At 42.6% G+C, this 26,624-nt stretch carries 35 protein-coding genes and 1 tRNA gene; all 36 read right to left on the bottom strand.

Annotated features, from left to right (window positions below):
• Positions 1-61: 61 nt before the first annotated feature.
• Complete coding sequence (gene ndk, locus A8708_RS31105; protein WP_068670329.1) at positions 62-505, bottom strand: nucleoside-diphosphate kinase; 444 nt, start codon at positions 503-505, stop codon at positions 62-64.
• Between the two features lie 59 nt (positions 506-564).
• Entirely contained in the window at positions 565-1,542 is a 978-nt protein-coding gene (locus tag A8708_RS31110) for a polyprenyl synthetase family protein (RefSeq protein WP_068670331.1), read from the bottom strand.
• Complete coding sequence (locus tag A8708_RS31115) at positions 1,539-2,402, bottom strand: menaquinone biosynthetic enzyme MqnA/MqnD family protein (protein ID WP_068670333.1); 864 nt, start codon at positions 2,400-2,402, stop codon at positions 1,539-1,541. The genes A8708_RS31110 and A8708_RS31115 overlap by 4 nt, the downstream gene beginning before the upstream one ends.
• Positions 2,383-2,997, bottom strand: coding sequence for a UbiX family flavin prenyltransferase (locus tag A8708_RS31120; protein ID WP_068670335.1), 615 nt, complete (start codon positions 2,995-2,997; stop codon positions 2,383-2,385). Before A8708_RS31120 ends, A8708_RS31115 begins: the two co-directional genes overlap by 20 nt.
• A complete protein-coding gene (locus A8708_RS31125; RefSeq protein ID WP_068670336.1) occupies positions 2,994-3,869 on the bottom strand; it encodes a UbiA-like polyprenyltransferase in 876 nt (291 codons plus the stop codon). Before A8708_RS31125 ends, A8708_RS31120 begins: the two co-directional genes overlap by 4 nt.
• A 7-nt stretch (positions 3,870-3,876) precedes the next feature.
• On the bottom strand, positions 3,877-4,629 hold the full coding sequence (locus A8708_RS31130; protein ID WP_068670337.1) for a demethylmenaquinone methyltransferase: 753 nt from the start codon (positions 4,627-4,629) through the stop codon (positions 3,877-3,879).
• Between the two features lie 12 nt (positions 4,630-4,641).
• Positions 4,642-5,508 (bottom strand): heptaprenyl diphosphate synthase component 1, encoded by an 867-nt coding sequence (locus tag A8708_RS31135; RefSeq protein WP_068670338.1) that lies wholly within the window; start codon positions 5,506-5,508, stop codon positions 4,642-4,644.
• Positions 5,509-5,607: 99 nt separating this feature from the next.
• Positions 5,608-6,141: a hypothetical protein gene (locus tag A8708_RS31140; protein ID WP_082927923.1), complete on the bottom strand. Its 534-nt coding sequence runs from the start codon at positions 6,139-6,141 to the stop codon at positions 5,608-5,610.
• A gap of 123 nt (positions 6,142-6,264) precedes the next feature.
• Complete coding sequence (gene mtrB, locus A8708_RS31145; RefSeq protein WP_068670340.1) at positions 6,265-6,513, bottom strand: trp RNA-binding attenuation protein MtrB; 249 nt, start codon at positions 6,511-6,513, stop codon at positions 6,265-6,267.
• A 77-nt stretch (positions 6,514-6,590) separates the two neighbouring features.
• Complete coding sequence (locus A8708_RS31150) at positions 6,591-7,517, bottom strand: phosphatase PAP2 family protein (RefSeq protein WP_068670342.1); 927 nt, start codon at positions 7,515-7,517, stop codon at positions 6,591-6,593.
• 105 nt (positions 7,518-7,622) lie between these two features.
• A tRNA-Pro gene (locus tag A8708_RS31155) sits at positions 7,623-7,696 on the bottom strand.
• A gap of 160 nt (positions 7,697-7,856) precedes the next feature.
• Entirely contained in the window at positions 7,857-8,129 is a 273-nt protein-coding gene (locus A8708_RS31160) for an HU family DNA-binding protein (protein WP_056614405.1), read from the bottom strand.
• Positions 8,130-8,376: 247 nt separating this feature from the next.
• Entirely contained in the window at positions 8,377-9,855 is a 1,479-nt protein-coding gene (gene spoIVA / locus A8708_RS31165; protein WP_068670344.1) for a stage IV sporulation protein A, read from the bottom strand.
• Between the two features lie 250 nt (positions 9,856-10,105).
• Positions 10,106-10,849 carry a hypothetical protein gene (locus tag A8708_RS31170; RefSeq protein ID WP_068670346.1) on the bottom strand — a complete coding sequence of 248 codons (744 nt, stop codon included), beginning with the start codon at positions 10,847-10,849 and terminating at the stop codon, positions 10,106-10,108.
• 21 nt (positions 10,850-10,870) lie between these two features.
• Positions 10,871-11,212 carry a 2Fe-2S iron-sulfur cluster-binding protein gene (locus tag A8708_RS31175; protein WP_239696911.1) on the bottom strand — a complete coding sequence of 114 codons (342 nt, stop codon included), beginning with the start codon at positions 11,210-11,212 and terminating at the stop codon, positions 10,871-10,873.
• Positions 11,213-11,223: 11 nt separating this feature from the next.
• Positions 11,224-11,811 carry a nucleotidyltransferase domain-containing protein gene (locus A8708_RS31180; protein WP_082927924.1) on the bottom strand — a complete coding sequence of 196 codons (588 nt, stop codon included), beginning with the start codon at positions 11,809-11,811 and terminating at the stop codon, positions 11,224-11,226.
• Positions 11,812-11,840: 29 nt separating this feature from the next.
• On the bottom strand, positions 11,841-12,134 hold the full coding sequence (locus A8708_RS31185) for a 2Fe-2S iron-sulfur cluster-binding protein (protein WP_068670352.1): 294 nt from the start codon (positions 12,132-12,134) through the stop codon (positions 11,841-11,843).
• Between the two features lie 21 nt (positions 12,135-12,155).
• A complete protein-coding gene (locus A8708_RS31190) occupies positions 12,156-12,335 on the bottom strand; it encodes a DUF2768 family protein (RefSeq protein WP_068670354.1) in 180 nt (59 codons plus the stop codon).
• Between the two features lie 103 nt (positions 12,336-12,438).
• Positions 12,439-12,705 (bottom strand): stage VI sporulation protein F, encoded by a 267-nt coding sequence (locus A8708_RS31195; protein ID WP_068670464.1) that lies wholly within the window; start codon positions 12,703-12,705, stop codon positions 12,439-12,441.
• 111 nt (positions 12,706-12,816) lie between these two features.
• Positions 12,817-13,842: an NAD(P)H-dependent glycerol-3-phosphate dehydrogenase gene (locus A8708_RS31200; RefSeq protein WP_068670356.1), complete on the bottom strand. Its 1,026-nt coding sequence runs from the start codon at positions 13,840-13,842 to the stop codon at positions 12,817-12,819.
• A gap of 31 nt (positions 13,843-13,873) precedes the next feature.
• A complete protein-coding gene (gene plsY / locus A8708_RS31205) occupies positions 13,874-14,476 on the bottom strand; it encodes a glycerol-3-phosphate 1-O-acyltransferase PlsY (RefSeq protein ID WP_068670358.1) in 603 nt (200 codons plus the stop codon).
• 13 nt (positions 14,477-14,489) lie between these two features.
• Complete coding sequence (gene der / locus A8708_RS31210; RefSeq protein WP_068670360.1) at positions 14,490-15,815, bottom strand: ribosome biogenesis GTPase Der; 1,326 nt, start codon at positions 15,813-15,815, stop codon at positions 14,490-14,492.
• Positions 15,816-15,944: 129 nt separating this feature from the next.
• Positions 15,945-16,124 carry a capping complex subunit for YIEGIA gene (locus tag A8708_RS31215; RefSeq protein ID WP_056614430.1) on the bottom strand — a complete coding sequence of 60 codons (180 nt, stop codon included), beginning with the start codon at positions 16,122-16,124 and terminating at the stop codon, positions 15,945-15,947.
• Positions 16,125-16,131: 7 nt separating this feature from the next.
• The gene (locus A8708_RS31220) at positions 16,132-17,037 is read right to left on the bottom strand and encodes a YIEGIA family protein (RefSeq protein ID WP_068670471.1); all 906 of its coding nucleotides are present in this window, start codon (positions 17,035-17,037) and stop codon (positions 16,132-16,134) included.
• Between the two features lie 7 nt (positions 17,038-17,044).
• Positions 17,045-17,665 carry a YphA family membrane protein gene (locus tag A8708_RS31225; protein WP_068670362.1) on the bottom strand — a complete coding sequence of 207 codons (621 nt, stop codon included), beginning with the start codon at positions 17,663-17,665 and terminating at the stop codon, positions 17,045-17,047.
• Positions 17,666-17,795: 130 nt separating this feature from the next.
• A complete protein-coding gene (fni, locus tag A8708_RS31230; RefSeq protein ID WP_068670364.1) occupies positions 17,796-18,854 on the bottom strand; it encodes a type 2 isopentenyl-diphosphate Delta-isomerase in 1,059 nt (352 codons plus the stop codon).
• A gap of 30 nt (positions 18,855-18,884) precedes the next feature.
• Positions 18,885-20,198 carry a 30S ribosomal protein S1 gene (gene rpsA / locus A8708_RS31235; RefSeq protein WP_068670366.1) on the bottom strand — a complete coding sequence of 438 codons (1,314 nt, stop codon included), beginning with the start codon at positions 20,196-20,198 and terminating at the stop codon, positions 18,885-18,887.
• A gap of 151 nt (positions 20,199-20,349) precedes the next feature.
• Positions 20,350-20,931: a lysophospholipid acyltransferase family protein gene (locus tag A8708_RS31240; protein ID WP_068670368.1), complete on the bottom strand. Its 582-nt coding sequence runs from the start codon at positions 20,929-20,931 to the stop codon at positions 20,350-20,352.
• 2 nt (positions 20,932-20,933) lie between these two features.
• Positions 20,934-21,617: a (d)CMP kinase gene (gene cmk / locus A8708_RS31245; RefSeq protein ID WP_068670370.1), complete on the bottom strand. Its 684-nt coding sequence runs from the start codon at positions 21,615-21,617 to the stop codon at positions 20,934-20,936.
• A 139-nt stretch (positions 21,618-21,756) separates the two neighbouring features.
• Positions 21,757-21,981: a hypothetical protein gene (locus tag A8708_RS31250; RefSeq protein WP_068670371.1), complete on the bottom strand. Its 225-nt coding sequence runs from the start codon at positions 21,979-21,981 to the stop codon at positions 21,757-21,759.
• A 64-nt stretch (positions 21,982-22,045) separates the two neighbouring features.
• Positions 22,046-22,708, bottom strand: a complete 663-nt coding sequence (locus A8708_RS31255; protein ID WP_338044252.1) for a flagellar brake protein — start codon at positions 22,706-22,708, stop codon at positions 22,046-22,048.
• A gap of 88 nt (positions 22,709-22,796) precedes the next feature.
• On the bottom strand, positions 22,797-24,167 hold the full coding sequence (gene ypeB, locus A8708_RS31260; protein ID WP_068670372.1) for a germination protein YpeB: 1,371 nt from the start codon (positions 24,165-24,167) through the stop codon (positions 22,797-22,799).
• A gap of 141 nt (positions 24,168-24,308) precedes the next feature.
• A complete protein-coding gene (locus A8708_RS35955) occupies positions 24,309-24,467 on the bottom strand; it encodes a hypothetical protein (RefSeq protein ID WP_164483569.1) in 159 nt (52 codons plus the stop codon).
• Between the two features lie 57 nt (positions 24,468-24,524).
• The gene (gene prsW / locus A8708_RS31265; RefSeq protein ID WP_068670373.1) at positions 24,525-25,232 is read right to left on the bottom strand and encodes a glutamic-type intramembrane protease PrsW; all 708 of its coding nucleotides are present in this window, start codon (positions 25,230-25,232) and stop codon (positions 24,525-24,527) included.
• Between the two features lie 181 nt (positions 25,233-25,413).
• The gene (locus tag A8708_RS31270) at positions 25,414-26,019 is read right to left on the bottom strand and encodes a genetic competence negative regulator (protein WP_068670377.1); all 606 of its coding nucleotides are present in this window, start codon (positions 26,017-26,019) and stop codon (positions 25,414-25,416) included.
• Between the two features lie 248 nt (positions 26,020-26,267).
• Positions 26,268-26,579: a hypothetical protein gene (locus A8708_RS31275; RefSeq protein WP_068670379.1), complete on the bottom strand. Its 312-nt coding sequence runs from the start codon at positions 26,577-26,579 to the stop codon at positions 26,268-26,270.
• Positions 26,580-26,624: the final 45 nt, after the last annotated feature.

Here is a 26,624-nt window from a genome sequence, read left to right on the forward strand (position 1 = left end):
TTTATATAAAAACAAAAAGAACCTGAATCGTCTCAGATATCAGATTCTTTGCGTTATGCGTTTAGATCCATTCTTGTATGTTCTTTGAATATGTAAATATTTCGTTTGGCTGAAAGAAATTATTGATTTCACGCTGGGCACTTTCAGGTGAATCAGACCCATGAATCAGATTGAGATTCGTATGTACAGCATAATCACCACGAATGGTTCCAGGTGCGGCTTCCAATGAATTCGTTTTGCCAATCATGGTTCTGGACAATGCGATAACTTGATCACCGTGCCATACCATTGCAAAAACCGGTCCTGATGTAATAAAATTCACAAGTCTCTCGAAAAAATCTTTTCCCTTATGCTCCGCATAGTGAATCTCGGCTTGTTCTCGGGAAATAACCGTCAACTTACTTGCAATCAATTGAAACCCTTTCTGTTCAAACCGTTTTACAATCTCGCCAATAAGACCACGTTGTACACCATCTGGTTTAACCATAAGAAATGTTTTTTCCATTGGAAGACTACCTCCTAAAAGTTTTCGTCAGAAAACTAGCTTCGTAAGCATTCACTTCGTTAATAAGATCGATTCCCAATAAAATGAGCGATTTCGATAAGATCTTTCTTCGCTTGGTTATTAGGCAGCTTGTCTAATGACGAAATCGCTTTATCAATATACACCTGGGAGAGTCGATCGGCTTCCTTGATGCCAGCACTGCCTCGAATCATTTCTAAGAATCGACTTACATCGGTTTGTCCATCCAGTTTATGTATTCGATCAAGTTCTGTCAATATCATCGGCTTTATAGCTGGATCTTGTAGACACAAGATGATGGGCAGCGTAATATTCCCTTGCTTGACATCACTTCCCGGCGGTTTCCCGATCTGTTTCTCGGTACCTGTTAAATCCAGAATGTCATCCCTGATTTGGAAGGCCATACCTACATTATAACCAAAATTATACAATTTAGTGCTCAACCAGTCAGGAGCGCCTGAAGCCATAGCACCTAATTGGCAAGAGATCGCGATTAACAACGCAGTTTTGCGCCTAATGCGAAGCAAATAGTCGCGAATGGATTGCTCAGAATGAAAGAAAAAACGAATTTGCTCCATTTCTCCAATGGACATTTCTACAATCGCCTTGGACATAATCTGATGAACTCTCGGATCTGGAATCTGAGTGATTACACCTAGCGCTCTTGCAAATATATAATCTCCCGTAAACATGGCTATACGATTATCCCATTTGGAGCGAACCGTTAATTGACCACGCCGTGTGTTAGCATCATCAATCACGTCATCGTGCACAAGCGAAGCCATATGAATAAGTTCTAATGGGACTGCTACGTGTTTCATTGTTTGAAGTTCATAGTTGCCAAATTCACCAGACAGCAGAACGAAAACGGGTCTTATCCGTTTCCCTCCCGCTTTAAGTAAATGAATTGAAGTTTCTCTTAAGAGAGAATGATCGTTATTCACACTCTCTTCCAGCTCTTTTTCTATCGCTGAAATATCTCTTCTTTTTCTGGCGTATATCTCCAACAAATTTTTCATTCGGTCACCCGTGCCAAATTATTATCTTCCCAAATACCAATCTGAACTGGCTTCGGCAAGAAACCAAGTTCGTAACAGTACTGATAGTACGATTGAAGTCCTTCCCACTGCTCAGCAGCGAAATCATAACACAAAGTATGAAAATAATGATGCCAATAGTCGGAACTGCCGCCTACGGTAGCTCGTGCCTCTTCAATCATATATTTCGGCTCGCGATGTGCTTTTTCCTTACTAGCCTTAAATGCTTCAAAAATCGTAGTAACAAGCTCTGGATATTTACGAATCGTTTCTTTACGGATTGCCCAGACAGCGAATGTCATCCATTTCCCCGTCCATTTGGCCCACTCTTGACCAAGGTCCGTAATCATATACTTCTGATTCCGCCAACTTTCCTTAATGGCATCGTCACCAATGAGAAGAGCAGCATCTGCTCCCTCCATCATTTGCTCTAAATTCGGTTTCGCATACTCGTACGTCGGCTTGCCTTTATAAAACTTTTCCAGAATAATTTTGAGTAAATTAACGGAAGTCGCAGACGTCGTAGGAAGCATAATTTTCCCATTCACAATTTCCCGTAATGGCTTGTCATGGAAAAGTAAAATGGAGTTGACCTCACCATAAGAGCTAACGGATAGATCCGGAAAAAGCATATAATCCTCAAAAAATTGACCATATGAAAATGAAGAAATCGGGCCCATATCAATTTGGCCTTCAGCCATCGCTTTATTCAGTGATGTAGGTACCTGTTCAATTATATCGACTTCAGAACTATTCATTTCCTCAGGAAAATAATAATAGATCGGCCACACATTCGTATAATTGATTCGACCTATTCGAATTTTAGGGTCTAGGCTGCTCATCAATATCCCCCCATCTGCGGTACAAGGAATGATCAATCTCCATGCTATCCATCACTTTACCTACCAAAAAGTCAACCATCTCATCGATTGAGCGCGGACGATTGTAGAAGGCTGGCATAGCCGGTATCATTCGTACACCCATTCTTGTTAGGGTTAGCATATTTTCTAAGTGTATAGCATGCAGAGGTGTTTCCCTCGGCACCAGAATTAATTTTCTTCCTTCTTTCAGCATGACGTCCGCGGTACGCTCAAGTAAGTTATCGGACGAACCATGCGCAATGCCGGATAATGTCCCCATCGAACATGGAATGACAACCATCCCCTTGGTGCGAAAAGAACCACTTGCCACTGTCGCTCCAATATTCGCTACGGGGTGATATTCATACGAGCCTGCTCGTCCACCGAAGTGTTTCTCTAGTACCTCTGTGCGTTTCGATACATGCCAATCATGTTCATCTTGCAGAACACGCCATCCGGCATCTGAAATAATAAGATGTACATCTAAACCAAGATCCAATAGTACTTCACATAATCTAACGCCGTAGATAGCTCCACTCGCACCCGAAATACCAATAACCCAATTACCTTTACTCATGAGTGCTTGCTCACAAGAACATCAAGTAAGGTGAAGGTAAACATCACTAAACTCAATATGCCATTCATCGTGAAGAAAGCCGTATTTAATTTGGACAAATCCTGCGGAGTCACAAGCCGATGTTCTTTAAACAGCAGGATATAGGCAATCACTAATCCGATCAAATATAACCAACTAAGATGCGTTATGAAAAACAACGATACTAAACCGATTGCAGTTAAGACATGCAGGACACGTGCTGTTTGTAGCGCTGCTTTGATACCAAATCGACTTGGGAGTGAATGCAACCCTTCCTTACGATCAAACTCGGCATCCTGGCAAGCATAAATAAGATCGAAACCTGCACTCCAACATGCAACGGTTAGGAAAAAGATGATTGACGACCATGTAAATTCACCTGTAATCGCAATCCAACCCCCGAGCGGAGCAAGCCCCAACGTCAGACCCAGCACGAAATGGCATGTCCACGTGAACCTTTTGGTATAGGAATATATCACAAGAAAGAAAACAGCAATAGGGAGCAGTTTCATGGACAATGTACTTAGATGATAGGTTGCCCAGAAAAGAACAGCAAACGAAATGACAATATAAAGAATCACTTGCGGTATTGAAATGAGCCCGGCTGGAATAGCACGATTCGCAGTTCTTGGATTACGCTTATCAATAGCTTGATCAATTACACGATTCAAGGCCATCGCGGCAGTTCGTGCTCCCACCATAGCTAAGGTGATCCACCCGATCTGTGCCCAGCTAGGTAAGTGACCTTGCCACACAACGGAACCCAGAATAGCTCCCATGAAAGCAAATGGTAACGCAAACACACTGTGTTCAAATTTAATCATCTCGAGAAATATTTTTAGTTTAGTAAACATATGTGTATTACACTCCTGATTTCTTATTCCCTTTAGTCCCTACATGTAGTGCGGCGACTCCACCAAAGAGTGGATGGGCTTGTACATGATCTAAACCATTCTTCGAGAAGATAGCCGCGAGTTGCTTATGATCTGGAAAAGAAATTAATGATTCCGGTAACCACTTGTATTGTTCATACTTCTTTACAATCAATTTACCAAGGAACGGCATGATATGCCGAAAATATACATAATAAATGGACTTAAACGGTTGCCACGTTGGTTTGGATAACTCTAAAGACACAACTAGTCCTCCGGGCTTGACGACACGTTGCATTTCACGAATAACCTGCTCAAGATCGGGAACGTTACGCAGGGCAAACCCGATTGTAGCAAAGTCAAACGTATTGTCGTCAAACGGAAGACTCATCGCATTTCCTTGTATAAGCTCGACTTGCTGATCTAAGCGTAATTGATTAATTTTCTCCGCACCAATATCCAGCATGTTCTGACTGAAATCCAATCCAACCATTTTCCCTGTTCCACTCGCCTGTGCTAAACTAATTGTCCAATCACAAGTTCCACAGCATAAATCTATGGCTGTATCCCCAGGCTGCACGTTCATCTTCTTCATTGCAAATTTGCGCCAAGCTTTGTGCCGATTAAAACTAATGATATTATTCATCAAATCATATTTAGGTGCGATACTTTCAAAAACATCATGTACAAATTCTTCTTTACTTTTCCCTTTTTTATCACTATTCGTATTGCTTACACTCATTCCCAGGTCCCCTTAAATTTCTTCTAACACTTTAGGATGCTCCCCAGTCCATCGTAAAAAGGGCTCTCCCATGTGAAAGAGTTCACTTTGTAGCATATCCGATTCCAACTTTTTAACAAAGTCCTGCAATTGCTTCGATTGAACGCTAAGCAATTGATACAATTGTGAAGATATATTGTATTTATGCAGAAGTGTACGTACCTTCGTTGTATCTACCTCTTCACCTTGCAACAACTTCCGCTCTTCTCGTGTGCCGTTCTGGTTAATATGCCAATAACCCCAGCTACCCCTGAATTTAGAAATCGTTTCTATCCGAAAAATTTCTGTAAATAAGAGCTCACATCTCACAAAGCCTCGTAGAATTTCAGGCCATGCTTGTTTGTTTGTCCCATTCATGACCTCTGAAAAAGACAAAAAAAGCTGAGATTTAATTTCCACCGTGAGGTGAATGTAATCTTCTGCCGTCAGTTTCAGCTGTTTCATTTTCGTATAGCTGCTCATCTTTAACCGATTGACTTCACAGATCGCATTTGATAGTTGTTTAATCATATCGATCTGCCCAGTTTTAGCTAACAAATGATAAAATCTCGCACTAAAATAATCGCCCGCAAGCACTTTTAGCTGCCTAGACCTTGATGCTTTCTTCTCCTTGACATCATTGGATGCTGTCACAAGATCATGCGTATCGAGACCTAACTGCACAAGTGCTGTTGCTACAGTAAATAATTCACTTAAGGAGCTGAGTTTGTTATTTTCATTCAAGAATGCAAACAACAGACGTGTGCGCAACTCGGGAAAATCGGGCAAGTCTGTGTGAATTTGGATCATATCATACTCCGTGTACTGTTTAGCGATCTCAGGGATCCGATAAGAATTCATGCAAAAGCCTCCGTAACCGTATGCCAAATATCATTTTATGAAACTGGATGTCTCAATCCAAATTATTATAGCATAACACGTTAATAGAAGCACAATAAATTATAGTGGATACTTTTGTTGCCATTTGGAAGTATAGGTGATGCGAAATCGGTTCTGAAGCTCTTGCTCCAATTGAATTAAACTCAGCTCTGACGGTTTCTTCTCCATATCTTTGCCAAATTCACGTTGAGCAACCATAGCTAGGACAAGTTGCGTTGAAGTTGTATCGACTGTTCCGGAATAGTCAATGATCCGTACCCATACTTGATCAACATTCTTCGTGTTTACAAGCATCGTTTGTGCAATTGTATACAAATCCCGATATACCGCAATGGTCTCCGCATTCTTGGGCAAACTCAAATCAAGTGACAATCGAGACGTACTCAGCTCAACTTTCCTTATTCGCAGCTGCAGTGGAATTTGAACTAACAGATCGGCCAAATTATTTTCGGTAAGCTGTCCCCCCCGATTATTGGACCACGTGTAGTCCGACCCTAAACCCGATGATAGATCCATCTTCGGCAACATGGATAGACTTATCGCAACAACAACCGAAATACCTAATGTGATCACAATACGCATTGGCCATTTCACAATCAACACCTCCTAAGCATATGCAGGAGCTGAATAACCCACAGGTTATCCCAAGAAACAAGTCCTATACACCATTGTACATAGAAAAAAAGCAGGCTATGCCTGCTTTTATATGATTATCTCTTATTCTTCTGTATCAATCGTGCCAAACTTGGTCATTATCAATGCTTTGCCTCTAACTTTAACCGCGGAAGTATGCTCTGTGAACTGCGCAATCATTACTTCGCCCTTGTCTAACTTCTCTGTATGATGGAAACGTGTGTCTTGTCCACGAGTTAACCCAATTACATGAACACCATTATCTTTCGCTTTAATGACGAAATACTCGTTACCGTTCGAACTTGATTGATCTGACTTATTCGATTGTTCCATATCCATCCTCCGTTCTTACCTACCCTTAAATCTCTTACCTAATGATGCCAAAAAATGCAACCAGAAGTCAACATGTCCTACATAGTTAATTCTGAAGATGCAGGAGCAGCACGTTTACTATAAAATCGTTTGAACTTCGCTGGCACAACATGACTCGCCCCTATACGAATAAGGAAATCAGTCAATTTAACGGTACCATAGGCGAATAACATGCCTGCAATCACATCGATCACCCAATGAATTTGCAAATACAACGTCGAAAAAATAATAGCCCCACAGTACATAACCATCATATATTTGAAAATACGATCCTTCTCCCGCAGTGCAAGTAACAGCATAGCGAACGAAATGGACGTATGCATACTCGGAAAGCAATTCATCACGGCAACTAATAAGGAGTTTTCATCTGCAAACACACGATGTAGTAAATCAGGCTGCTTATTTACATACCATACCTCATGAAGCAAAATCAAATTATAAAAAGGTAAGATAAGTGGAAATTGCAGCATATGACCAGAAAGTGCGTATGACAACATTTTTTTGACACTACGTGTCCAGAAACTGCGAACAATACAGATCCAAAGTGAAAGTACAAAGCCATAATTGTACACCCAGACCATCGCTCTATCTAAAAATGGCGTTGAGATCCACCTTGCCCATCCTCCGGAATTCAACGGGATCGCGTTCATATAGCTATCCCAGCGCCACGGATGTCGATTATTTTCAAACATCCAATTCGCAATTTTCCACCAAAATCCATTGCCTGACCCATAAAAATAATAAAAAACACCTAATAATGGAATGCCGATCAGAAAAAAGCGTTTCCAATCCACATCAATCTGATCCTTTCGCACACCTAATAAGCAAATACATAGTAATATCCAACATTCTGTACTCCAGTTGCCTACTGTGCCAATTTGCCATATTAAGAAAATTGATGCTATTATTCCGAACATTGTCCAATCCATTGACTTCATAAGCTCATTCAACTTCAACTTAGTCAACCCCGTACCCCCTACGTAATCCAAGAGATTCAAACACATGAAAGATTACTTGCGCATAATCTTGGCAATAGAAAAAGACATCGAACACCGATGTCTCTGTCATTATCGGAGTAACACGATTCGAACGTGCGACCTCACCCACCCCAAGGGTGCGCGCTACCAGGCTGCGCCATACCCCGTCACGTTTACAGCCACAAATAACGCATTCACTTTTGTAAGTATAGTAGGAGAATTTCAAATTGTAAAGCCATTTTCAGGCAAAACAAATAAAGCCGTATCCGCATTTAGCGGTCACGGCTTTATAATTATGTAACGTTCAATCCTATGTATAAATACAAATTATTGAATGCCATCTTTAAGTGCTTTACCAGGTTTGAAAGCTGGGATTTTACTTGCTGGAATATCAATTTCTCCACCAGTCTGTGGATTGCGTCCTTTACGAGCAGAACGTTCACGAACTTCGAAGTTACCAAACCCAACCAATTGTACTTTATCTCCACCTTGCAATGCTTCAGAAATTGCATCAAAAACAGCATCTACTGCTTTCGTTGCGTCTTTCTTGGAAAGCTCAGATGTTTCCGCAACTTTGTTGATCAATTCAGATTTATTCATGCCATTCACCTCCCCCCAAAATTTCTTACTACCGTTACTTCCTGTTTTCACCGTTTTCCCAAAAATTATACATAAACTTCTGAAAAATCGTTGATTTTCTAAGCAAAATGAACTTTGAAAGCAGACGAATAAATTCATAGTAATACACTCAGGGAGCAATTTCAAGTATCTATTTCCAATTTATGTGGGTCTTTACGTTAGAAAACGACAAAAAACACCCTTTCGAGTGTTTTTTGTCTACATTTTCTTACAAGATAATGGCGATCAAGCCACCTGAGCCTTCATTAATAATACGCCCAAGCGTTTCTTGAAGTTTGTATCTGGCATTGTCAGGCATTTGAGCAAGCTTGCCTTGTATACCTTCACGAACAATCGAATGAAGGTTTCTGCCGAAAATATCAGACTCCCAAATCTTAAGCGGATTATCTTCAAAATCCTGCATGAGATAGCGGACAAGTTCTTCACTTTGCTTCTCAGTACCGATGATAGGTGAGAACTCGGATTCTACATCTACTCGAATCATATGAATGGACGGTGCTGTCGCTCTTAGACGTACGCCGAATCTGGAGCCCTGGCGGATCAATTCAGGCTCATCTAACGCCATCTCAGCGAGCGTAGGTGGTGCGATGCCATAACCGGTTGTTTTGACCATTTCAAGTGCTTCTGCGAATTGATCATATTCCCTCTTGGCATGTGTGAAATCCTGCATAAGCTGAAGAAGATGATCTTTCCCGCGAATCTCAACACCCACGACCTCGACGAGAATGCGATCATAGAGCTCATCAGGTGCAAATAGATCAATTTCTGCTACTCCTTGCCCCATACTCAGCCCGGCTAAAGCTGCCTTGTCGATAAACTCATATTCAGCAAATTGACTGACAACACGGTCAACATCACGTAAGCGTCTGATATCCTGTACCGTATCGCGAACGGAAGCTTCGAACTGTGTCCGCAGCCAATGATTCTCGTCCAGAACCATCACCCAGCTAGGTAAGTTCACATTGACTTCATGAACTGGGAACTCATACAGAACCTCACGAAGCACGGAGACCATTTCTTCTTCCCCAGCGCTAGCTACACTCATCGTTACAACCGGAACATCATAGCGGCTTTGCAGCTCGCTGCGCAGCTCAAGTGCAGGCTCACTGTTTGGCTTCTGAGAGTTAATGATCACAATGAAAGGCTTTCCTACCTCTTTGAGTTCATTAATTACTCTTTCTTCTGCCAATACATAAGAAGACCGTGGAATATCCGAAATTGTGCCATCTGTCGTAACCACGACACCCAATGTAGAGTGCTCTTGTATGACTTTGCGCGTTCCAATCTCTGCCGCTTCTTGGAAAGGAATCGGCTCATCGAACCATGGTGTATTAATCATCCGAGGTCCGTTCTCGTCTTCATAGCCTTTGGCGCCATCGACTGCATATCCAACACAATCAACCAGGCGAACGTTTACGTTCAACCCTTCGGCCACAGAAATTTGAACCGCCGTATTCGGTACGAATTTCGGCTCCGTTGTCATAATCGTGCGGCCAGCAGCGCTCTGCGGGAGTTCATCGGTAGCCCGGATCCTATCCGCTTCGCTTTGAATGTTCGGAAGCACTACAGATTCCACAAAACGCTTAATAAAGGTTGATTTCCCTGTCCGGACTGCGCCGACAACCCCCAGGTAAATGTCCCCTCCCGTTCGTTCTGCAATGTCCTTAAAGATATCCACTTTCTCCAAGAGAATCCCTCCTACAGTTTGGTCGTCAACTGACTCTAGTGACGGTAACAATTGACTACTCGTACATTCATTTGGACTAGTAAAAATATATGTACTTTCGATAGAAATATGATAGATGCGTTACAACTTTTTTTCGCTCATATTTTATGAAGCACATACGGCTTTCGAAAGAATATATGATCAGTCGGTTGCGCTTATTCGCTTACGACAAAAAAACCTCTTACACAAGGGTAAGAGGTTCGGTCAAAACTTAATTCTGAGGCATTGGCTGATTGTTCTTCCATACATATGAAACACTTCGTATCGGTACGAAGTACGATTTATCTACAAGAATTCGCCGCAAATCTTGATCCGGTTTAAAGGAACTCTCTAATGCATTGTTCTTAATGAACATGTTGATATCCATCGCATAATCAATCGATACTTCCCCCGTTTGCCTGTTTATTAGGTATGTGATGGTATTTTTTCGATTATACACAGATTTAATATCAGGTTCTTTCATTCCTATTAACTTTAAATCAACATATGCATAGGCATCATTAATGGCAACCCCTTGCGGTATATTGCCACTATGTTTCGCTATGTAATCATTTACTTTCTTCTGCACATCTTCCACACTTTGATAGGCGGATAGGTCCATTAGTTTCACTATGGGCTTCGTTTCGGCATCTACAAGCACATAGATGAAGACACCTCCGCTTTCAAATGCGTTGGCGGGCACGGAACTGAGAAGATTCGTTTTCTTAAGTTTCGGAAAATCAATCACATACTTCTCATAGAGGGGTGTCGTCATGTCACTATTTTTAATGGGTAGTACGCCGGTCTTCTCATGATACGTATCTACAGCTTGCCCCACAACTGTAATAAATTCTGCTGGATTGATTTGATTCTCTTTCCGTAGTTCCTGAGGATAAGCGCATCCTGTAAGCAAAATAACCAAGATTATTACCAGAAGCAAGCTTCTACCTTGGGTTCGTTTTCGTTTTAAGTTCACCTTTCTACCATCCCATCTTGTCTAAATGAAGTCATCGTCTTCCGCTTGCCTAGCCAGTTGTGCTCGAATTGCGGCCTTCAAAGGATCCTCTGGAATGTGTACGTCCACATCACCGGTGACTCGTGCTTGGCAAGCTAGGCGAACCCCATCATCTGCTAGGGAACCAAGCTTTAACCGTTCGTTCGTGTTTAGAGGTGCTAGACCACTTTGGTCATCTACTTTAACTTTACACATTAAACAAGCAGCCTTAGCTCCGCAACGCGTGCGTATATGGACTTTGGCTTTGTTACCAGCATCCAACAATGTTGTGCCTGCTCTTACTTTAATTCTTTTATGATCTGGCCAAAAATGAATTTCGAACATACTCATACTCATCACCGATTCCAATCTAGCAATTCGTTCATCTTAACATGAAATTCATATCCCCATTGATTGCGCTCCATTAAATCACTCAAAGCTTGCATATGTTTATCAGGATGATCTTGCATCTCTCTGAGAATCGGTTCATAGCGATCTGGCCGGTTTCGGAGAACATTGAAGAGAAACTCATGTGCTAACGGCATCACAGGAACCTTCCAAGACTCCATGGAGAATGGATAGTTATGATTCTCCAACAAGTAATCGACTTCAACTTGATACAAGGATCCAAGTGCTTTTACTTTGAAATCACCAACAACCTCGACAGCATGTCCATCTATACGATAATGACTCAGCGTCGAAGCATATATGGGTGTTTCACTGAATTCGGGGTTATCCATTGCGTATGGCTGCAGCATCTTATGCACCGTGTGTACATCCTTCAGATCGACATAAATATCCAAATCTCTAGGAGTTCTACCAATATCAACATGATGCATGAGTAAGCCACAGCTTCCGCCAATTAGCCATTGTACATTATGGGCTTGCTGTAACCGTGTATGAATAGTAGAAATCGAGGGGAGTAGTGGCTCCAGCAGTTTCATCATGCCCACACCTTTCAGGCAGTAAATTTTTAAAAGTAAGGCTTGTGCGTAACTGAAATCGTTCCTGCTTGCTTGACTACACATTGACAAGCTAAGCGGTAGCCTTGTGCAAGCTCCTCTGGCTCTAGACGATCTTCTTCCGCTTCGGATGCTTCCGCAAGCAATTCACGACCTTCAGACACGTAACAGCGGCACCTCGCGCAGGTTCCTCGCGTACAAGAAAATCCCCAATCAACATCTGCTTTTAGTGCATGATCCAGAATGGTTAGTCCCGTTTCAGGCGTTAATTTTATCTGTGTTTTGCGCGTTTTCAGTTCTAACATGATGATTTCCCCTCCGGTTGGTTAAAACAACGAAGATAACATGAAAAGTAAGATAGGAATAAACATTAAGAAAGCAATTAAAGATAATACGCCGCGCCATACGCCTGATGTTCTTGTGCGTGCATATGAGATCAGAAATGATGCAACTACCATTAATCCCATCGCAACAAACGAGGCCCACATTTTGTCTAAAGATGACATATGATAAACTCCTTATGTAAAAATCGTAAAAATGAAACACATGTAAGTATAGCACAGAATGAGAAAAAAGCATAAAGGGGATGAACCCCTTCATGCTTTTTTCTCATTTCTTGCCCATCATCATGCTCATCAGTTGCTGCATATTATTGGTATCTAATTTACTGCTTTTCACAGCTTGAATGATGTCATTAATCGTTTCTTCGGATACCTTGACATTCACTAGTCCTGATACCTGTTTGATGAGAGCCCTTAATTGCACTTCACTCTGCATCGTCGAAGGTTTCACTCCACTTGCAATTTTTTCGATATCTTTAGATGTCACAGATTTGCCCGTCTTCTTCTTGACCACACTTAATATGTCCTTTGACATATCTTTATTCGCCAATTGTGCCGCCTCCTGTACCCTGAACTAATGAGAAGTCCTGATAGGGTATAGTATGAGTGCGGAGAAGATCTGGTGTAGGCTATCTCCAACCTTTTCTCATCTGGTCAGCGGTAATTCTTCCATTTCGTGCGTACGCACACGTCCCATGAGATCACCTGCTGCAAGCTGTGGAGATTTCCCTTCGAATAAAACATTATGTAATTCATTCGTAATCGGCATCGTGACCTCATAACGTTGCGCCAGGTCATAAGCTGCTTTGGTCGTTTTCACGCCTTCTACAACCATTCCCATCTCTGCCAACACGTCGTCCAAAGCAATACCTTTGGCCAATTTATTGCCCGCCCGCCAGTTTCGACTATGCTTACTTGTGCATGTAGCGATCAAATCACCAATTCCAGCTAAGCCGGCAAATGTAAGAGGATTAGCTCCCATGGCAGTACCTAATCGCGTGATTTCCGCTAACCCTCTAGTTACAAGTGCTGCTTTGGCATTATCACCGAAATCCAGACCATCTGTCAGCCCTGCACCTAGTCCAATAATATTCTTCAGCGCTCCGCCTACCTCAACACCAGTTACATCGGGATTGGTGTACACACGGAAATATCGCGTAATAAGCAAGTCCTGAGCAGTCTCCGCTGCTTCAATATCCTCGGCAGCGACAACGACCGTTGTCGGCATTTTGCAAATGACTTCTTCCGCATGACTCGGTCCGGAAAGAACCACGAATCGTTTCGGCTCCATCTCAGGGAGCTCGTCTGCCAGAACCTCAGTCATACGCTTGAGTGTCCCTGTTTCAAAGCCCTTCGTCGCATGAATGATCAATGTGTCCTTCTTGAGGAACGGTCGAATTCGAGCAGCGACTTCACGCATGCCAGAAGATGGAACCACCATAATGATCGCATCCGCATCTTGTACAGCTTCTTGTAGAGAATGTGTCGCAATAATCGAAGGTGAAAGCGTTATATCTTTCAGAAACCGGCTATTCGTGTGCTTTTCATTAATTTCAATTACCTGCTCTTCATTACGAGACCATAGAAGGACTTCTTTCCCATTATCCGCCAATACCGAGGCGAGTGCCGTCCCCCAACTTCCAGCTACAAGGACCGATACTTTTTGTGTCACGGTTACCCCTCCTACGCGTAGTTGTTTTTCGTTAGGCTCTTTTCTGGCCCAGCTTGTTTTCTTTACCTTGAATAAGCTTCACAATATTCGTCCGATGTCTGATAAAAGCAAAAACACACAACAAAATGCTTATCCACAAAACAGGTAACGGCCTGTCCATCCCCCAAATAAGAAAAGGTAAAAGTGCTGTAAGAATAAGGGATCCAAGCGATACGAATCGTGTGATAGCGATAATTAAGATTGCTGTTAGACCTGCGATCAATGTTGGGACAAAACAAAGCGTTGCCATGACCCCAATTGTAGTTGCAATGCCCTTGCCACCTCGAAAGCCGAAATACACGGGCCAGTTATGCCCTACAATGGCTGCTAAACCACATAGAACACGAATCCAGATATCATCAGAACCTGGGGCAGCCCAAGCCCCCAGCAAGACAGCTATCACGCCTTTGAAAGCATCGAGCAGCAGGACGAGAATTGCTGGCCCCTTCCCGAGAACGCGGAGCGTATTGGTAGCCCCCGCGTTCCCACTGCCGTGCTTGCGGATATCAATTCCCTTAAACCATTTTCCGAATAAATAACTAAAGCTGATGGATCCTAGTAAATAGCCCACTACGATTGTTATTATCGAAAGCAATGTACAACATCTCCTATTCTTTGTCCGAAGTTTTTCTACGGCTCAAGATGCGAATTGGCGTTCCCTCAAAGCCAAATGCTGCACGAATTTTGTTATCCAAATAACGTTCGTATGAGAAATGCATAAGCTCTGGCTCATTCACGAAGAGCACGAACACCGGCGGCTTAACAGCAACTTGCGTCACATAGTTAATCCGTAGACGCTTACCTTTATCCGTTGGCGGTGGATTGTAGGCAACCGCATCGGAAACAACATCGTTCAGGAGATGCGTTTGTACACGCAAGGCATGATTCTCAGCTACTTGTACAATGACAGGCAACAATTTATGAAGGCGCTGTGTTGTTTTGGCAGATACAAACACAATAGGTGCATAACTCAAGAACAAGAAATGATCACGAATCGTCGTCGTAAAGTGTTGCATCGTCTTATCATCTTTCTCAACGATATCCCATTTATTTACGACAATCACAATCGCTTTACCCGCTTCATGCGCATAGCCAGCAATGTGCTTATCTTGGTCAATAATACCTTCTTGTCCGTCGATGACAACTAATACCACATCTGCACGCTCAATGGCTTTCATTGCCCGCATTACGCTGTATTTCTCTGTGTTCTCATAGACTTTTCCGCGTTTACGCATACCCGCTGTATCAATAATAACGAATTTCTGTCCGTCACGTTCGAAAGGTGTATCAATTGCATCACGAGTTGTTCCTGCAACGTCACTCACAATAACACGTTCTTCACCTAGAATCGCGTTCGTCATCGAAGACTTCCCGACATTCGGCCGCCCAATCAAGGCAAATTTAACAACTTCTTCCCCATACTCATCATCCGTTTTATCAGGGAACAAATTACAAACTACCTCAAGCAAATCACCAATCCCAATTCCATGGGAGCCAGAAATCCCTACAGGATCACCGAAACCGAGGGAATAGAATTCATAGATATCATCCTGACGTGCCAAATTATCCACTTTATTCACAGCCAGGACAACTGGTTTCTTGGAACGAAACAATAGCTGCGCTACTTCCTCATCTGACGGTGTAACGCCTGCTTTGGCATCGACCATGAACACAATAACATCCGCTTCTTCAATGGCAAGCTCAGCTTGTACACGAACAGACTTCAGAATGACATCTTCTCCATCAATTTCAATACCGCCTGTATCAATGACACTAAACGATGTATTCAGCCATTCACCAACACCATATAAACGATCTCGCGTGACACCTGGTTTATCTTCTACGATCGCCATACGATCGCCTACGATTCGATTAAAAATGGTGGATTTCCCGACGTTAGGTCGGCCTACAATTGCAAGTACCGGTCTAGCCAAATGACATCTCTCCTTCGGATTCCATGTTCAGCCATGGAAAATTACGCAACTTACATCATAACAAAAAAGAAGCGCCTTGGCTAATCTCTTTTGAGACTACCTTTTCAAATGCGCTCTTTCATCGAATGATCAGGAATGTTTAACTAGAATCATTGTACCATTTTTTAAATCATGAGCATTCGCATCTAACATTTTCTCCAATGAAAATGCCGTTCTCTGCATCTCTTCTTCACCTTCGACAACAAAGATAGGAGCACCACCAGCAATTCGGTCTTTCGATAACGTCACGATCGCGAGAATTTGCGACATAAGGGCATTACCCCTCCTTCTCTTTATTGACTCCAGCTTCAGAAGGCATACGTACAGCACTTTCAAGAACAGGTACACGATGAAGAGCCGTGAATGTTTTCTCTTTGTCATTTTCCTGCAGGAGCAAGAGCAAACCGATCGTTCCTGAGTCCAAATCCAATTTGGCCATAGGTCGCAGCGATGGTTCTCCTTCATCACGATAGACGCCAAATAAAGTAGACATATCATACATAATCGCTTGCCTCTGACCAACATGAGAAATCGTTACACGGGCATTTCGATTTTTCGGTTTAATGAGGAAACCTTGGCCGTATCTCAAAATTTTCTCTCTTGAATCCCTAAGCCCTACGTTCAACAAATAGATAGAACCCACGTAGACGTCCGGCCCATCCATTCGAATGTCAGCTGGTACAATATCAGCGATGTCTCCTAATTTACTGCCCGATTTAAAAAAGTTTGCCAGCCATATTGAGATGACTCCCGCAGCGATCCCCCAGTACCAAGCACCTATAATACTAAATAAGGAGGCCAAAAACGCTGTCATAATGACTAAATAATTTCGGCCTTCGAATACCATTGCAATCCCTTCGATATAAGCCGCTCCTCGAGGGACGAGTTCTAACTCATCTACTTTCGTCAAGCTCTGTCTTTCCATGTTGCGCACATCTCTAAATTGTTGTGCGGCTAAGGAAAGAAAAGTGACAGCCGTGTAATTTTTCTCCAATAGGGCAGGTACAGCAACTGCTCCAAGGCCCGCAGCGATTACGCCAAGGGAGACGTGGATGATTTTACCATGTGGATACGTAGGATATTGCCGATAATCCGTCCGCAACATGTTGATCCGTGACATAATACCAAATATAACACCTATGACTATGCCAATCGTATACCGATGCGCATGTAACCAAACCATATCCATACTAGTTGCCCCCCCTGCGATCTAGCCAACTTCTCAAGACAGTTCGGCAACCACTATATGCAGCTTGTATGACAATTGTCATAGTTCTTGCTGTAAAAATAGTAAGCCACCACTGGTCTTGAAATGTAGCCATCCCCAGCTGATGAAAACCGTTTACTTGATGAATACCAGCTTGATACATATCCCCGATCAAATACCCGATCGAAATAGCAGCAATTTGTTCCCACGCATTTCGCTGCACAACAACAGCAACAATCGCAATCAAAAGAGCAGTCTGCCATTCTGAATTACGAATAATGAGAATCGGGTCCATTTCCAGCAGTTGTTGAAATAGAAAGTGGAGTGAACCAATCAGTAGTCCTATGGAAAGTAGATGAAGCTTATGTATAAAACCTCGTGTGACATAAAGAATACTAAATGCGATCGATAATACAACAACATAGACAAGTTGGATATGTACTCCTTGAAACGTCACCGTTACTCTCGATCCAATCAGCCAAGAGGCAAAAAAAAGAAGCATGCCTTTATGCGATATACTTCGAATGTACAGCTCCTTCCAGCCGCTGGCGAACAAGATCAACGTGATGCAAAGGAGAATAAGCGACAGATAACCAGCATTCATAATCAAACCACCTAGCCTGCTTAGCTATCAATGACTTGCACTGTCATCGACGTGCTTGCGGATCTTCAGGCTCCCCCTCAAGTGAGTAACAAGGGAGATCTGCCTGATCCTTAGTATGGCAATAATTTGATTATTTACTCTGATTCGTTCGCTCTGTGTATGAAGTTAAGTCAATTCCTCTCGCACGACACCATTCTGCGGTATCTCCAACAATTACCACTGGGCATCTTGTAAGGTCATGAATCGAATTAGCGCCTAATGCCGTCATAATTAAAATGAGTCCTTGATGAAGTTCTTCGGCATAAGCGTGAAGTGCATCAACACCTTCTACTCGCAATACCTTAAGGAATGCTCCAGCCATGCCCACTGCCGATGCACCTAAAGTAAGTGCTTTCGCCGCTTCCAATGCATTCGTAATACCGCCAGATGCAATAACAGAACCCCACGGATAAACAGACAGGGTCTCTATTAAAGTCATACTTGTCGGTGTCCCCCAATCATTCAGCCAATCTAATGCTGCCGGACGCCTTGCATTTTCAATCGCAGCAAAATTTGTGCCACCTGAGCCACCAACGTCGAGCACTTGAACGCCAATATCTCTTAATTGCTTCGCATTATCGCGTGAGATGCCAAAACCAACCTCTTTCACAATAACTGGAACTGGTGTATGACGAACAATGTTTTCAATACGCTTTAGCATGCCAATGAAGCTGCGGTCACCTTCAGGCATAATCAATTCTTGCATAACGTTCAAATGAATCTGAAGTGCATTTGCTTCTATCATATCCACTGCACGCAATGCTTGTTCCGTTGTCGCTTCGCTCCCCAAATTGGCGAAGATGATACCATTTGGGTTCTCGCGTCGCACCACTTCGTAACTAGAAGCCACTTCGCTATTCTTAATAGCTGACATCTGTGAGCCAACGGCCATAGGTAAACCTTTATCCCTAGCGAGTATGGCCAATTCGCGATTGATGTTCTCTGTCTCATGAGCCCCGCCGGTCATTGCATTAATTAAAATCGGCGAACTCATAGTGAGATCGCCGATTGTTGTTGTTAAAGCAATATGATCCGTCGATGTCTCAGGAAGACAGTTATGCACAAGCTTGATATCCGCCAACCCTTGCTGACGGGTTTGACCAAGCTCCAGCGCGTAATGGACATGCTCCATTTTGCGTGAGATGCGCATTTCTGTACCCTCCCTAGCAATTGGATCCCATTATTTTTTGAATTTAGCTAGTTTATCTCCGAAACGCTCACCAAGTGTCATGGACAAACCTTGATTGCTTAGGGATACGTTTTCGTTACCAGCAATTTCTTTTTGGTGGCTAGCGCTGTTACCGCGGTCACGATCGCCGCGAGGTTGTCTTTCTCTCTCTGGTTTGCCAGCTGATGATGGAGCCGCTGCACCAGCAGGTGCCTCAGGAGCATCCTCTGTATCTTTAATACTTAAGCTAACGCGTTTCTCAGCAAGGTTGATTTCCAAGATTTTCACTTGTACTTCTTGACCTTCCTTCAAAACTTCATGCGGAGTACCGATGTGACGGTGTGCGATTTGGGAAATGTGAACAAGTCCTTCGACACCAGGTGCTACTTCAACGAATGCGCCGAAAGCTGCAAGACGTTTAACTGTTCCTGTTACGATATCACCAGCTTTGAAATCACGCTCAACATTGGACCAAGGGCCATCTTGTGTAGCTTTGATGCTCAAGCTGATTTTGTCATTGGATGGATCCAATTTAAGGATTTGCACCTTAACTTTGTCTCCTTCTTTAACAACATCAGAGGCTTGTTCAACATGCTGCCAAGCTAGTTCGGAAATATGAACGAGTCCATCAATCCCGCCGATATCAACGAATGCTCCGAATTGTGTTAATCGTTGTACAGTACCGTCTAGCACTTGACCAACTTGAAGACCTTCGATGATTTTCTTTTTGTTCGTTTCGAACTCTTCATCCAAAATATCTTTTTGGGATAGGATGACTTTGTTTTTCTCGCGATCAATTTCTTTCACACGAAGACGCAAAGTGCGGCCTTTGTAAGAAGAGAAGTCTTCAACGAATTGACGTTCTACCATTGAAGCCGGTACGAAACCACGCACACCAATATCAACAACTAATCCACCTTTAACAACTTCTGCAACTGCAGCTTCGATAATTTCTTTGCTGTCAAGTTGTCCTTGAAGTGTTTCCCAAGCTTTTTCGTTATCAACTACACGTTTGGACAATACTAATGTTTCTTTTGCATCGTTGATGGAAACAATTTTCAGTTCAACTTCTTGACCAAGCTCAACTGCTTGTGCAGCGTCATTCAAGCTTACGGAAGAAAGCTCACGAACTGGGATAACACCATCGTATTTGTAACCGATATCTACGAATGCTTGATCAGCGCCTACTTTAACGATTTTGCCTTTAACTGTAGCGCCTTTCTTCAACACAGCAACATTGTTAAGTGCGTGCTCTGCTTCTGCTTGTGATACGGCCGTTTCTTGAGCTTCCTGTGATTGATCTTCAACTTTTACTTCTTCTGACATGAGATTAGCCTCCTCTATTTACAACCAACAAAAATAATTTATAAGTCACAAAGCAGCAGTCAAGCTCCTACTCTGTTTCAAACACGAGTAATAAGTTCAAATCACTTTATGGTTAGTATAATTCCAAGCTTTCAATTCCATACATTTCTGCTTATGCTTTACTAGTAACTGTATGTAGTCGGCGAATTTCTTTCATAATCGCCTCAGTCGCCTGCTCCAAATCTTCAGAACTACCGCCTTCATAAGCACTCATATCAAGTGGTGTTCCATAAACAATTGTCATACGACGAAATAGTGAGTAGGTACCTACGATAGCTACCGGAACAACAGCAGCGCCTGATTTCAACGCAAGACTAGCAGCTCCCTTTTTGCCCATTCCCCCAGCATTACTTCTTGATCCTTCTGGAAAAACACCTAGCATATTGCCATCGCGCAGCAATTGTACAGCAAGTCGGATTGATTCTCTGCTTACGCCTCCGCGTTTCACAGGGAATGCACCTACTTTGGATATAATTGACCCTAGCACTGGTATATCAAAGAGCTCCGCTTTGGCCATGAAATGCACCTTACGGCGCAATGGTGAACCTAAGAATGGGGGATCCAAGAAACTAGTGTGATTGCCACACAATACGACAGCTCCTTGCGATGGAACATTTTCCATTCCGATGGCACGCATTCGGAAAAATACGGTGAAAATAAATCGAAATAAGGCTCTTCCGATGCGATATAGCATCTTTATTTGCCACCCCCGACTTTGTCCTTGCAAAGTCCAAGGATTTCGTCCACAACTTCTTCAATCGTCATTGACGTACTGTCCATCAACACGGCATCATGCGCCCTACGCAGTGGCGAAATCTCCCTCGCCTCATCGAATTGATCGCGACGTGCGATATCCTGCTCCAACTCGGAAAGAGTCAGTGTATTCGTACCACTGTTTTCTAATTCCTTGAATCGGCGCTCTGCACGTTCTTTCACACTCGCTGTTAAGAAAACTTTGATCTCTGCATCTGGCATGACATGCGTACCAACATCACGGCCGTCCATGACTACGCCTTTGGAAACAGTCATTTGCTGCTGTAACGCAACTAACAAATGACGTACAGCGCCATAACTAGCAATTTGTGAAACATGTGCTGTTACATCCGCCAACCGAATCGCTTTCGTCACATCAACACCATCAACGATGACTTGTTGCCCTTCATCTCCAGGGATGAGCTCAATCTGCATACGTTTAGCGAGCGCAGCCACTTCTGTTTCTTGCTCAGGTAGCAGCCCTTCTTGCTGTACTTTCCACGTTACTGCTCGATACATGGCTCCTGTATCCACGTAAATAAAACCAAGTGCACCGGCAACTAGCCGTGCAATGGTACTTTTACCGGCTCCAGCAGGACCATCTATGGCAATATTGAACTTATCCAAGCTGCTGTTCCTCCTAACAATACTTCGCAGTACCTTACGAACAAAAAAGCAGGCACTTGCCTGCTAATTAATAGAAATTATATCACACAACATAGCCATATGCAAAACTTGGGTAGTAATCACCCTTGATTTCATGCGCTTATGAACGCTCTCTCAGGGGATGTTCTGGCACCATATACGGCTGTCCTTCAAGTGGCTCAACACGTGTGAAATGCTTACGAATATAAGCATTTTGCAATAAAGCTTGTACACAAACTAGCAAAATAACAACGAAAATCACAGCTCTAATTATGACCTTCTCTACTTTTGCAGAGAATTGCAAAAACAATTGTTCATATGGTTCTCTATCTTGCTCCTTCGACATGAGATCACTCCTGCTAGCATCCGATATGCATAGCAGTATACCCTTCGTGTATAGATCTCAATCCTTAGCGTTTACGAAAATCCATCTGTCTCTCAAAGCAGAACCGAATCAATTTCTGACGCTCTCTATCCGCAATCTCTGCAAAACGGATCATCACTAACTGCTTCCCAGTCTCGGTCCCTTTCACGCGCACAACTTCACCCGTAAACGGTATATGCTCAATCGATCCATTCTTAAATGGCGCAAGAATCCAACATGAAATTATCGCATTCAACCCAATTGGAATATGTCCATCACAAATAAATGAAATACCCCCGCCGCCAACGTCATCGGTTAAGCCGACAAATTGGATCTGATCATTCAGCTTCACGGCAATTTCTAATTCCGCTAAAACACGAAGGAAATTTCTCCGCTGAATCTGAGTAATTGCGCTTAGTTCAGGAAGCCTCAGTTCGATTAAGCGAATAACATCCTCGGTAAAAGCTACAACCTCTGTCGTGAAATAGTGTTTCACACCACCTTGACCTAGGAAATGAGCACTAATCTCATCACCTTGATACAGCTTTTTCAATCGTCCTGTTTTTTCATTCAAAGGAATTTCAATGATGATCGCGCTTTCTGTCACATCAGCAATCCTTGACTTATATTCGATTTTGGACTCTTCTTCATCAATACTATTCATTTGCATATGTAAAATCTGGTTGACCTTAGGAAGCAATTTCCGCACCTCCGCGAAGTATTATATGTTAATTATACCATGACCTCACCATTTAGATAGAAAAAAAAGAAGCAGGATGATATCCTGCCCCTTTAATTTATGATTTTCCTTTAGCTGCGTCCACTTGATCTTGTCGAATTGTTTCTATTTTCTCTTCCATGCCCACATCTGCATTTACATAAACACGGTAGATATTGTTATTCAAAGTACCGATAAATTCATGGCAGAGCACTTCTTCGTCTAAATCATTTTTGATAATCGCGAGCGATTCCCCCGTCACTTTCATTTTAGAACTCAATTGTTTACGAGCTTGATCCACCGTAATTTTCGGTTGGCCAATCTTGCGCTGCTTTTGCGAATAAATATAATTGGTCGCCTGTAAGCCTGTGACTTCAAGAGTATCTAAGGCAACTTTAACCGTAACTTGTTCCGGATAAATGGTGACATTATTTTCTCTCTTCGCAAAGAGGATCGTTGCCGTGTTCTGATATTGATCATAACTAATTGCACTTAAATCCTTGTATTCATGCATATCCAAAAATTCATTCGCTACATCTCTAGCTTGACGAAGGTTAAATTTCGCAGCCGGTACATCACGTGATTTCATAAAATAGATCAAGTGGCCACCTTTTTTGGTGAAATCCATTTGCGTATCTGTTTGGGTAGCGTCACTGCTTGGAATTACAACACTATAACTTTGAAATTCAGGTGCACTGCCACCATTCTCAACAACTTTAATGCCAGTCGAATCTTTCACACCAAGGAAATCAATAGCTTTCTTTTTAATTTGATCCCCCGTCATTTCATTGCCTGTCAGCATCTTAACATCATTTTTGGAGAACACATTTAGACTGCCTGTCCCCCAATTCAACTCATTGTAACCGCCCACTTGTTTATCCACAATTTTAAAGCCGTCAATAATCGCATTGTCGTGCATTTCGTTCTCAGATGCGAGAGCGGTCTCCACATCCATCCATCTTAAATTATTTGCAATTACTTTATTTTGCACGCCTTGTATTTCTTTGGTTATATCAGCAGAATGTGCATACAACGTATTTAACGTATTCATTTCCGCTTCGGTTAACGGCTGTTTCGTCATGTCCCGAACAGACATTCGGTAAGAGAAATTAGCCATATTCGCTAGAAAATCTTCCGTTTTGTTAAAAGGCAGCAGCATTAAAGGCAATTGTGTGATGTCGCTTTGCGCTTGACTTGTTAATCGCCATACATTAACCAAACCTTTCCGGTAGGAAGGCTCCGAAGTTTCATTCACTGCTAATGTATTGCCAAGCTCCGTATGTAACTTATCCATGTGAAAGGACAGATCATGAAACGCGCGCTGATACTGATTCTCCGCTTTAATTAATATCGTATTCTTCTCTTGGTGCTCCAAATACCCCCATACAGAAGCCCCGATTAATGCTAGCAAAAGAAATGGAAACATGACGATACTTAATCTTTTATACACAAAACTGCTCCTTTCATACCCAATCTTGCGCTTAGTTTTTACGCGTGGAGCCAGGTTTATACAAGATTGACACAAAATAAGCAGGCTGCTTAATTTCCTATGTGGACAGCAAAAAAGGCCTATTCGAAAGAATGGCCTCTGCTAACTTTCCGTTTCTATTTCAAAATCGTGCTCATTACTGCAGATACACTGCCGAAACCCCGTTTCGATCTTGTCTTTTTCCTTCTTACCTCGCAATACGAACTTCTCACCACATAATCGACATCGGATCTTCACTTTCACACGCGTCGTTAATGACATGTATACCCTCCCGGTCTTTCCCCATCCATGTAATGGAGTTCAACGTATATACAGTCATTATGACCCAAATCTTCCCACTTTAATCTTCTCTTCCACCGTCACAACACGTAAGGGAGAATGTGCGTTAGCACGATCTACACGCCAAATCGAACGTAACCATAGAAATGTCATTAGGGGAATCATGATCCAAAACCAGCTGTTTTTGAAAATGAGCAAAATATAATCAAATGAACCATGCCAAGCAATCGGAAGCAGCAACGATAGGCATAGATACCTATTCTGCTTCTGAGGAACGAATTTGGCCTTGCCCATGTAATACCCCATCATGACACCGAATAAAGCATGTCCCGATACGGGTAGAAGGGCACGAAGCATCAAGGCTGAGAACGAAGAAGCATGCAAGAATGCGTAAATTATATTCTCCAGAGTTGCAAAGCCAAGACTCACAGCCACGGCATACACAATCCCGTCGTAAGGCTCGTCGAAAGCTTCATGACGGAAAATCAAGTGATACAGAATAAACCATTTCAGAAATTCCTCAATTCCGCCAGATAGGAAAAAGGATGTCATGATTGTTCCATTTCCGAACTCCTGTATAAATGCATTCTGCAGAACCATCGTCGGATATACGAGAAGTACGCCGAAGAGGAACATACGTATCACTAAGTGAATTGGTTCTGTTTCATACTTATCCTTCAAATAGAAATAAGCGAGCAATGAGAGACCTGGCGCTATGGCTGCCAATAAAATAGGCACGATATGCATGTTCCAGCTCCCCTCTAAATGTGAATACATATGTCTATTATAATCGTTCTGTCTTCACATTTCTACGTGTAACATAAACGACCTTCGTTGCGTATTATGGAAAAAGAAACAAGCATCCTCAAAAACGGTTGTTTTTGGGAGATGCTTGTTTCATTCTCATGCACCAGGACGTGAGTCCTGATTATTTGAAATGGTGGCAGAGTACCTTAACGGCGTCATCTGCGATGATCGTCTTCCCATATTCCTCAAGAACAGCTAAGGTCACTGAGGATGCTTCACCGAACTCAGATAAGACCGCTATAAGCGCTTGATACTTAGTTTCTTCAAGCTCTACAGGTTCTAGCTGCAAAATATATTTCCCTTTATACGAATAAAGGGTACCGCCTTCCATTAGAAGGGGATTAATTACTTTGGATACACGCAGCAGATCTTCAAAATCACGGAAAGAATAGGAGATTAGATCGCTTTGTTCAAGCGTAACTTCCATTTCGTACACTTCTTCGGCTTCGTTATCATCATATGCATCAGAACTCGCATACAAATCAAGCTTACCTCTAGTTACGATAACAACCATCCCTTGTGCTGGGAGGGCGAATACCTCAACAGCAAGCGGGCCGGACGGGTCAAATCCGAGCTCCGAATAGGCTTGATCCATCATCTCACTAAACAACTCGTGTACTTTCGGAATTTCTCTCCACATATCGTCTTTTTGAATTCCACGTTCAGTTAAGTCATCGAATGTTAGGAAAATCCGTATCTTATCCTGACTTAAGCGTTCTATTTTCATGATAGGATCCTCCTTTGAGCCCTCCAATTGGAAAGCTTGCATCGAAAGCATGGTCACCTTATTTCAATCAGAATATGTTAGAAACATAAAAAGGTGAACCACTAATTAATAAATGGACATGCATCCATCTATTGTTTTCACCTATCATGTTAACACTAAATCTTTGTAATTGCACGCTTAAGTTATGTATAAAAAGAAAAAGCACAGCCGGCCCCGTGGGTATACCAGACTGTGCTGCGAGCTTATCTTTATTGAATTGTAGCGGAACTTATTTTATTATCCTGCAGAATTTCATTGACAGTTGCCTTCAAACTGGGATCTTCTTTTACGATTTTCTCCACTTGATTCAAGCCATTTGTACTCGTTGAAGAAAAATTACGGGCTGTAGAATTTCCAAAGGAAGGGCTTGTGAACGTTTCTTTCGCTTTATCCATCACATTGCCCATCGATTGACTAGATGAGCTGAAGGCTGAGAAAAGCATGGATTTACTTTTACGATTGAGATACACAACCGCAGCCGCTCCTACAATGCCACCGAGCATAAATGTTCCTAATTTCATTGGATCTCCCTCCATGATGAGTAGTATGAATCCTCTCTAGGTTGT

The sequence above is a fragment of the Paenibacillus oryzisoli genome (genome assembly GCF_001653565.1).
Classification (GTDB): Bacteria; Bacillota; Bacilli; order Paenibacillales; family NBRC-103111; genus Paenibacillus_E; species Paenibacillus_E oryzisoli.